The sequence below is a fragment of the Aminobacter sp. GW821-FHT11F06 genome (assembly GCF_058808215.1).
The window spans coordinates 900,782-909,215 of the sequence record NZ_JBXARL010000001.1 but is presented as its reverse complement, the minus strand read 5'-3'; the positions used below and the strand labels follow the sequence as shown (position 1 = coordinate 909,215).

At 63.4% G+C, this 8,434-nt stretch carries 8 protein-coding genes; 2 read left to right on the top strand and 6 right to left on the bottom strand.

Going from position 1 to position 8,434, the window contains the following annotated elements:
* Window positions 1–194 precede the first annotated feature (194 nt).
* A complete protein-coding gene (locus AC1RTB_RS04440; protein WP_492880637.1) occupies window positions 195–701 on the top strand; it encodes an OsmC family protein in 507 nt (168 codons plus the stop codon).
* Window positions 702–722: 21 nt separating this feature from the next.
* Here the strand turns inward: AC1RTB_RS04440 and AC1RTB_RS04435 are convergent, their stop codons facing one another.
* The gene (locus AC1RTB_RS04435; RefSeq protein ID WP_492880636.1) at window positions 723–1,349 is read right to left on the bottom strand and encodes a hypothetical protein; all 627 of its coding nucleotides are present in this window, start codon (window positions 1,347–1,349) and stop codon (window positions 723–725) included.
* 102 nt (window positions 1,350–1,451) lie between these two features.
* A complete protein-coding gene (locus AC1RTB_RS04430) occupies window positions 1,452–2,198 on the bottom strand; it encodes an SDR family NAD(P)-dependent oxidoreductase (RefSeq protein ID WP_492880635.1) in 747 nt (248 codons plus the stop codon).
* Window positions 2,199–2,383: 185 nt separating this feature from the next.
* Here AC1RTB_RS04430 and AC1RTB_RS04425 point away from each other — a divergent pair, with 185 nt between their 5' ends.
* Entirely contained in the window at window positions 2,384–2,806 is a 423-nt protein-coding gene (locus tag AC1RTB_RS04425; protein WP_492880634.1) for a DoxX family protein, read from the top strand.
* Between the two features lie 31 nt (window positions 2,807–2,837).
* Here the strand turns inward: AC1RTB_RS04425 and purF are convergent, their stop codons facing one another.
* From purF to AC1RTB_RS04405, 4 genes are all read right to left on the bottom strand, one after another.
* Window positions 2,838–4,307 (bottom strand): amidophosphoribosyltransferase, encoded by a 1,470-nt coding sequence (gene purF, locus AC1RTB_RS04420; protein WP_492880633.1) that lies wholly within the window; start codon window positions 4,305–4,307, stop codon window positions 2,838–2,840.
* 85 nt (window positions 4,308–4,392) lie between these two features.
* Window positions 4,393–5,001 carry a CvpA family protein gene (locus AC1RTB_RS04415; RefSeq protein ID WP_492880632.1) on the bottom strand — a complete coding sequence of 203 codons (609 nt, stop codon included), beginning with the start codon at window positions 4,999–5,001 and terminating at the stop codon, window positions 4,393–4,395.
* Between the two features lie 28 nt (window positions 5,002–5,029).
* Complete coding sequence (gene radA, locus AC1RTB_RS04410; protein ID WP_492880631.1) at window positions 5,030–6,433, bottom strand: DNA repair protein RadA; 1,404 nt, start codon at window positions 6,431–6,433, stop codon at window positions 5,030–5,032.
* 56 nt (window positions 6,434–6,489) lie between these two features.
* Window positions 6,490–7,983, bottom strand: coding sequence for a replicative DNA helicase (locus AC1RTB_RS04405; RefSeq protein ID WP_492880630.1), 1,494 nt, complete (start codon window positions 7,981–7,983; stop codon window positions 6,490–6,492).
* Window positions 7,984–8,434 lie beyond the last annotated feature (451 nt).

The following is an 8,434-nucleotide window of genomic DNA, read 5'->3' as shown; positions in this document are numbered from 1 at the left end:
AAAATGCGGCGACAAACGCGCCATCTGGCGCTCACTTAGCAAAAACAAATCACCCATCAGACCCTCCGTGGAGAACCCGAATCACAGATCAATCCAAATTAACAGGTCCTGACCCTAGTCTATCGCGCCGCTCCTGCCAGCCTGCTGTCAGCAGCTATGATAGGATCGCGAGAAGAGAAAACCGGGAGAGCACCATGGATGCCGTGCAATTGAAAGCACTACAGGCGCCGATGAAGGACGCCTACCGCGAGGATGCCGGACGCGCCCTGATCACGCTCAAGGCGAAAGGTGCCGTCGACGACCAGTCGATCGCCTGCAAGGTCGATACCGGCAGGGCGATCGTCACCGCCGGTCTGCATCCGGCGACGGGCGGCAGCGGCATGGAGCTGTGCTCCGGCGACATGCTGCTCGAAGCGCTGGTGGCCTGTGCCGGCGTGACTTTGAAGGCGGTGGCGACAGCGCTTGAATTCCGCCTCGGCGAGGCGGTCGTGTCCGCCGAAGGCGATCTCGATTTTCGCGGCACGTTGGGCGTGGCCAAGGACGCGCCGGTCGGCTTCCGCGCGATACGGCTCGCCTTCAAGCTCGACACCGACGAGCCGCAGGAGCGCATCGATGCGCTGATCAAGCTGACCGAACGTTATTGCGTGGTGTTCCAGACGCTGAACGTCCGGCCGGAACTGTCGGTTTCGGCCGAACGGTAGCGCGGTGCCTTGCCTGCGGCGTCAATTGGCGGCGAAGCAGTAAAACAGGCCGTCGCCACCAGTGCTCTTGAGCGCGTCCTGGCTGCAGCCGCCGCGCGAGGCGTGCGCCGAGTTCCACGACCTGGCTTCCGCCGTGTCGGTGGTGCCCTTGCGGTCGTGGTGGCCCATCATGGCGGCACCTTCGGCGCCGTCGAGGGTCCAGTCGCCGCAGGTCTGGTCGGCGATCCTGGTGCCGTCGGGTTTCGAGCCGGTCAGAATGTCGTGCCGGTTGGGCGTGTCGCCGCGACCGTTGATGACATTGCCCCTTTCGTCGAGCGCGGTCTCCTTGTTGATGTTGTTGGCGTCGCTGTGCAGCGAGGCGACATCGTCGGCGATCTTCTGGCCCTTGGCGTTGACCCATGGGCCCTTGCCGATGCGGTCCTTGGCGTCGGCGTCCTTGGTGGAGAGATAGGCATGCCACGTCTTGCCGCTTGAGCCGGCGGCTGCCGCCAGGCTCTGGCACTGGGCGTCGGCGCCTGCGAGGCCGCCGAGATTGGCTCCCTTGCCAGGACCGCTGCTGGTCACAAAGAAGCTCATCGTATTGTCCTGGGCGTTGGCCGCCGAAAGTCCGGCGCACAGCGCTGCAGTCAGGACGAGAATGCGTTTCATCTTTGGTCCTCCCGTTTTCTTGTTTCCCACGCGCGAAAAGCTAGGACGCGGGCAACAACGCAGCCAATCACGACTGCGTGTCGAAAACGGCGAGGAACGCGTTCAGGCCGGCAGTTGGTAGGACGCCCAGCGCTGTTCCCTGATCTGGTAGATCTGGCCTGTGCGGGTGAGGGCGGGGTCGACCATCGGCAGGATGTGGCTTGCCGTTTCGGACGGATGGGTCACCGACGCGGGATTCTCGCCGGGCACTGCCTGGGCGCGCATAGCGGTGCGGCTGGTGCCTGGATCGAAGATGTTAACGCGCAATGCCATGTTCTTGGTTTCGTCGGCCCAAGAGCGGGCGAGCGCTTCGACAGCCGCCTTGGAGGCAGCATAAGGCGCCCAGAAGGCGCGGGCCGAGTGCGCCGAACCGGAGCTGACGATGACAGCGCGGCCGGCGTCGGAAAGCCTCAGCAGCGGATCGACGGAGCGGATCAGCCGCCAGGTGCCGGTGACATTGACCGCCATGACCTTGTCGAAAACCTTGGCCTCGACATGGCCGATGGGAGCGATGACGCCGAGAACGCCGGCATTGGCGACCAGTATGTCGAGCTTGCCCCAGCGATCGTTGATCGAGCCGCCGAGCCGGTCGATGCCGGCCATGTCGGTCAGGTCGAGCGGCACGAGCGTTGCCTTGCCGCCGGCCGCCTTGATTTCGTCGTCGAGCTCTTCCAGGCCACCGACAGTGCGCGCGACGGCGATGACATGGGCGCCGGCTGCGGCGAGCTGCTTGGCTGTGTTGTAGCCGATGCCGCGCGAAGCGCCGGTGACAAGGGCGATACGGCCGGAGAGGTCGGGGATGGTGGTCATGCGGGCACCCAATTCGAACTGGTCGGTCCGCAGCCTGATAGGACGATTTCGCCGCGAACAAAACCCCGCATGGCCGAATGGATATCGACTCCGCCGGTTAACTTGTGAAATTTTCTGCCGTCGGTGTCGGAAACGTTCGCCGCCAGGCGTCCTGGGTGCGAACCACATCAACACAGGAGCGACCCATGAGCAGAACTGTTGCAGTCCTCGTTGGACGACTGATCTTCGCCGGCGCGTTTGCCATGGCGGCAGCCTTCAAATTTGCCGGAATGGACAGTACCGCCGCTTTCATCGCCGCGGCCGGCTTTCCGTTCCCCCTGCTGCTGGCCTGGCTTGCGGCTATTTTCGAAACCGCCTTGGTGCTGGCATTCCTGACCGGCGCGTTCTTTACCGAAGCAGCACTACTGGCCGCAATCTATGTGATCTTCCTGGCCTTCGCCTTCCACGGCCCGTCGCACTGGCAGGCAAACCAGGCCGAGTTCGGCTTCTTCGTCGACCACTTCACCTTCATGGCGGGTCTGCTGTTTGCAGCCGTCCACGGGCCGGGCGAAAAACTCGCGCTGCGGCAAGGCTTCATCTGGAAGAACAACGCGGTTTCCGCGCACTGACGCGGAAATCGGCAGGCATGGGGCGTGGCGGCTACAGCCCGCCCGTCGCCAGCAGCGACAGCGTGCGTACGTTGTCGGAGCCTTCGAAATCGGCGAGGCTGGTCGGATATTGCCCGGTGAAGCAGGCGTCGCAGAACTGCGGCTGTTCATTGTCGCGGCCAGGCTCGCCAACGGCACGGTAGAGGCCATCAATGGTCAGGAAGCCGAGCGAATCGACACGGATGAACTCGGCCATCTCTTCGATCGTCATGCGCGACGCCAGAAGCTTCGACTTTTCCGGCGTGTCGACGCCGTAGAAGCAGGACGCGCGGGTGGGCGGCGAGGCGATGCGCATATGCACCTCCTTGGCACCGGCATCACGCACCATCTGCACGATCTTCTGGCTGGTGGTGCCGCGCACGATGGAATCGTCGACCAGCACCACGCGCTTGCCTTCGATCATGCGGCGGTTGGCGTTGTGCTTGAGCTTGACGCCCATGTGGCGGATGGAGTCGCCCGGCGAAATGAAGGTGCGGCCGACATAGTGGTTGCGGATGATGCCGAGCTCGAAGGGAATGCCGGCGGCCTGAGAAAAGCCGATGGCAGCCGGCGTGCCGGAATCGGGCACAGGCACGACGACGTCGGCTTCAACGGGGCTTTCCAAGGCAAGCTCGGCGCCGATGCGCTTGCGCACCTCATAGACGTTGCGGCCCTCGACCGAGGAGTCGGGACGGGCGAAATAGACATATTCGAAGATGCAGAATCGCGACTTCTGCTGCTCGAACGGGAAGATGCTCTCGATGCCCTTGGAGGTGACGATGACCATCTCGCCGGGCTTGAGGTCGCGCACGAAACGCGCGCCGATGATGTCGAGCGCGCAGGTTTCCGAAGCAAGGATCCAGGCGCCGTCGAGGTCGCCCAGCACCAGCGGGCGGATACCGAGGGGATCGCGGCAGCCGATCATCTTCTTGGACGTCATGGCAACCAGCGAGAACGCACCTTCGACCTGGCGCACCGCGTCGATGAAACGCGAATTGAGGTCGCGCTCCTTGGAAGTGGCAACCAGATGCAGGATGGTTTCGGTGTCGGAGGTCGAAGAGAAGATCGAGCCCTGCTTCTGCAAGGCGCGCTGCACTGTCATGGCATTGGTGAGGTTGCCGTTGTGCGCAACCGCAAAGCCGCCATCGGCGAGTTCGGCGAAGAATGGCTGGATGTTGCGCATGCCGGCACCGCCGGTCGTGGCGTAGCGGGTGTGGCCGATGGCGCGATTGCCCTTGAGGCTGTCGATGACGCGCTGCTTGGTGAAGGTGTCGCCGATCAGGCCGACATGGCGCTCGACGTGGAACTGGCTGCCGTCATAGCTGACGATACCCGCAGCCTCCTGGCCGCGATGCTGGAGCGCATGCAGCCCCAGCGTGACGATTGCCGCGGCGTCCTGCCGGCCGAAGATGCCGAAGACACCGCATTCGTCGTGGAAATGATCGTCAGCTTCCGCTGAAAGGGCGGTCGATGCGTCTGCCATGGGGCGAGGCCTCTCGTCGCAAAAACGCTATATAGTGCCAAGAGGCGGGAAGGGCAACGGAACTTCCCCGCCTCACACGCGATCGTCAGTTGTTGGTCGGTGCCGGTTCGGCGGGCGCGTCGGCCTCGCCGTCAGCCGGAGCGTCAGCGGGCGGCGTCGTTGTGCCTGCGTCAGGTTCGCCGGTTTGCGACTTGAGCTTCTTGAGGATCGAGTTTTCCGGATCCTCGGGCAGCAGGTTTTCGATCGACGTGCCGATGCTTTCGAGCAAGGGCCGCGACTTGGCCTCGCTGACCCATGCCGGCGCATTGGTGCCAACGAGCCAGTTGAAGAACAAAAGCCCGACGGCAACGACCAGGACACCGCGTGCCGCACCGTAGAGGAAGCCGAGCGTGCGATCGAGCGCGCCAATGCGGCTGTCGATGATGAAGTCGGCGATCTTCATTGTGATGATGGTGACGATGATCAGCGCGACAATGAAGACAATGCCGGCCGCCGCTGCCATCGCGATCTTTTCATTGTCGATATAGGGCTGAACGTAAGGCACGACCGGCTTGTAGAAGAAGAAGGCGGCAGCAGCAGCGGCGGCCCAGGAGGCGACCGAAAGCACCTCGCGTGAAAAACCGCGCACCATGGCGAGCATCGCCGAAACCAGGGTGAAGCCGACCAGAATTCCGTCAAGCAGCGTAATCGGCATCGTGTCCACTCACTCCATGACGACGGTTTCAGTCCGTCTCTTCCGCGCGGCTTCGTTTTGTGCCGGCTATCCGCGCCACCAGATCCGCCAATGCGGTCGGTTGGAACGATCCGGCTCCGAGTCCACCTGCGAGTTCCCCACTGCCGGAGGGCAGCACGGCCCTTCCGAAGCCCAACTTTTCGGCCTCTTTAAGGCGTTGCTGCGCATGCGCAACCGGCCTTACGGCGCCTGAAAGGCTGATTTCGCCGAAATAGACGCAATCAGCGGGCAGGGCAAGACCGGTGAGCGATGAAACCAGTGCGGAAGCCACCGCCAGGTCGGCGGCCGGTTCGGAGATGCGGTAGCCGCCGGCGACGTTGAGATAGACGTCATGCTGGCCAAAGCGCACGCCGCAATGGGCCTCGAGAACGGCGAGGATCATCGACAGGCGCGACGAATCCCAGCCGACGACCGCGCGTCGCGGCGTACCCAGCGTCGAGGCCGCGACGAGCGCCTGGATCTCGACCAGAACCGGTCGCGTGCCTTCCATGCCGGCAAAGACGGCGGCACCCGGCGCCTTGGCGTGGCGTTCGCCCAGGAAGAGTTCGGAAGGGTTGGCGACTTCGCGCAGGCCCTTGTCGGACATTTCGAAGACGCCGATCTCGTCGGTCGGGCCGAAGCGGTTCTTGACGGTGCGCAGGATGCGGAAGTGGTGGCCGCCTTCGCCCTCGAAATAGAGCACGCCGTCGACCATGTGCTCGACCACGCGGGGGCCGGCGATCTGGCCTTCCTTGGTGACGTGGCCGACAAGAACGACGGCGGCACCTGTCGACTTGGCGTAGCGGATCATCGCCTGGGACGAGGCGCGGACCTGGGTGACGGTGCCGGGCGCTGAATCGGCGAGGTCGGTCCACAAAGTCTGGATCGAATCGATGATGACCAGATCGGGACGCTTGCCGTCGGCGATGGTGGCGAGGATGTCTTCGACATTGGTCTCGGCCGCAAGCTCCACGGGCGCGTCGGCGACGCCGAGGCGCTGGGCGCGCAGCCTGATCTGGGCGACGGCCTCTTCGCCCGAGACATAGACGACGCGGTGTCCGCGCGATGCCAGTGCCGCTGCCGCCTGGGTGAGCAAGGTGGATTTGCCGATGCCCGGATCGCCGCCGATGAGCAATGCGGAGCCGCGGACGAAACCGCCGCCGGTGGCGCGGTCGAGTTCGCTGATGCCCGAGATGATGCGCGGTGCTTCCTCGATGTCGCCTGACAGCGAGGTCAGCGTGACGGGGCGGCCCTTGCGCGCGCTCTTGAGCGCGCCCGGACCCGAGCCGATACCGCCGGAAGTGCCTTCCTCGACGAGCGTGTTCCACTCGCCGCAGGAATCGCACTTGCCGCCCCAGCGCTGGTGTGCTGAGCCGCAATTCTGGCAGATGAATTGAATGCGGGCTTTAGCCATGGGTGCGGCGATGCATCTTTGCAGGCGGGGAAAGAAATGAGGCGTTTGACAACAGGCTACTCGTCGTACCGCTCAGGCAGATGATGCTCGGGTGCGAGGTCGAAGAAGCGGGTGAATTCGCCCTGGAAGCCAAGGCTGACGGTGCCGGTGGGGCCGTGACGCTGCTTGGCGATGATGACTTCAGCCTTGCCGCGCACGTCGTTCATTTCGGTTTCCCACTGGGTATATTCCATTGTGCCGGGCTTCGGCTCCTTGTTCTTGAGATAATACTCTTCACGATAAACGAAGATCACGACGTCGGCGTCCTGCTCGATGGAGCCGGATTCACGTAGGTCGGAGAGCTGCGGGCGCTTGTCGTCGCGGCTTTCGACCTGACGCGACAGCTGCGACAGCGCGATGATCGGAACGTTGAGTTCCTTGGCCAGCGCCTTGAGGCCTGTGGTGATCTCGGTGATTTCCTGGACGCGGTTCTGCGAGGATTTCGACGACGAACCCTGCATCAGCTGGATATAGTCGATGATGATGACGTCGAGGCCGCGCTGGCGCTTGAGGCGGCGGGCACGCGCGGCAAGCTGGGCGATGGAGATACCACCGGTCGAATCGATGAACAGCGGGATCTTCTGCAGCGTCTGGGTGCAGCTGACCAGCTTTTCGAAATCGGCCTCGGTGAGATCGCCGCGGCGGATCTTCGAGGACGGCACTTCGGCCTGCTCGGAAATGATACGGGTGGCGAGCTGCTCGGACGACATTTCGAGCGAGAAAAAGCCGACGACGCCGCCGTTTTCGGCCTTGAACGAGCCGTCGGCCTGTTGCGCCGGAACATAGGCGTGGGCGACGTTGAAGGCGATGTTGGTGACGAGCGAGGTCTTGCCCATGCCGGGGCGGCCGGCGAGCACGATCAAGTCGGAAGACTGCAGGCCGCCCATGCGGGCGTCGAGGTCTTGCAGGCCGCTGGCGACGCCAGAGAGATGGCCGTCGCGCATATAGGCGGCACTGGCCATGTCGATGGCGGTCTTGACCGCGTCGGAGAAGCTTTCGAAACCGCCGTCGTAGCGGCCGGTCTCGGCGAGTTCGAACAGGCGGCGCTCGGCGTCCTCGATCTGCTCGCCTGGCGACATGTCGACAGGTGCGTCATAGGCGATGTTGACCATGTCCTCGCCGACGGTGATCAGCGCGCGGCGCGTGGCAAGGTCATAGACGGCGCGGCCGTAGTCGGAAGCGTTGATGACGGTGACGGCATTGGCGGCAAGGGCGGCGAGATATTGCGAGACGGTCATATCGCCGACCTTCTCGTCGGCGGGCAGGAAGGTCTTGATGGTCACCGGGTTCGCCATCTTGCCCATGCGGATGAGCTCGGACGAGACCTCGAAGATCTTGCGATGCAGCGGTTCGTAGAAGTGAGTCGCCTTGAGGAAGTCGGAGACGCGGTAGAAGGCGTCGTTGTTGACCAGCATCGCGCCCAGCAACGCCTGTTCGGCTTCGATGTTGTTGGGGGCTTCCCGGTAGAGCGGGGTTTCCGCCACTTCGAATTTGCGCGCTGCCTCAGCCAATGTAGTCCCCAATCTATTACCGCGCATCTCCAGTATCAGAGCCGAGACACAATCCGCACCGTCATTTCAACTGGCCACCACTATTCACATTCGTCCACAGGCACGGTGGCACGACGGCGGAATCCAGTTGACGCGAATCGATGCGATTCTAGCGATGAAGCGACGAGAACAAAACAGGAAAATCTCGCAAGGCACTGAATTTGGCACGGCCAAGCGCGATGCAGTCAAATCGCCGATTGTATGGATTCGCTGTTGATTTTATTCGGATATGCGGTGATCTTTGCCGTCCCTGAGCCATGTTTGCCGCGATGCGGCACAGAGCGGCGCACATGCTTCGAGGGGTTCAGGAGCCGGATCCCACGCTTTCGTGCGGCGGCTCGTTTGCTTGAGGGGGCCATATGCACGTTTTCCGTCCCGCGTCGGTTCGAATCGGCTGGTCCGCTTCCACCGC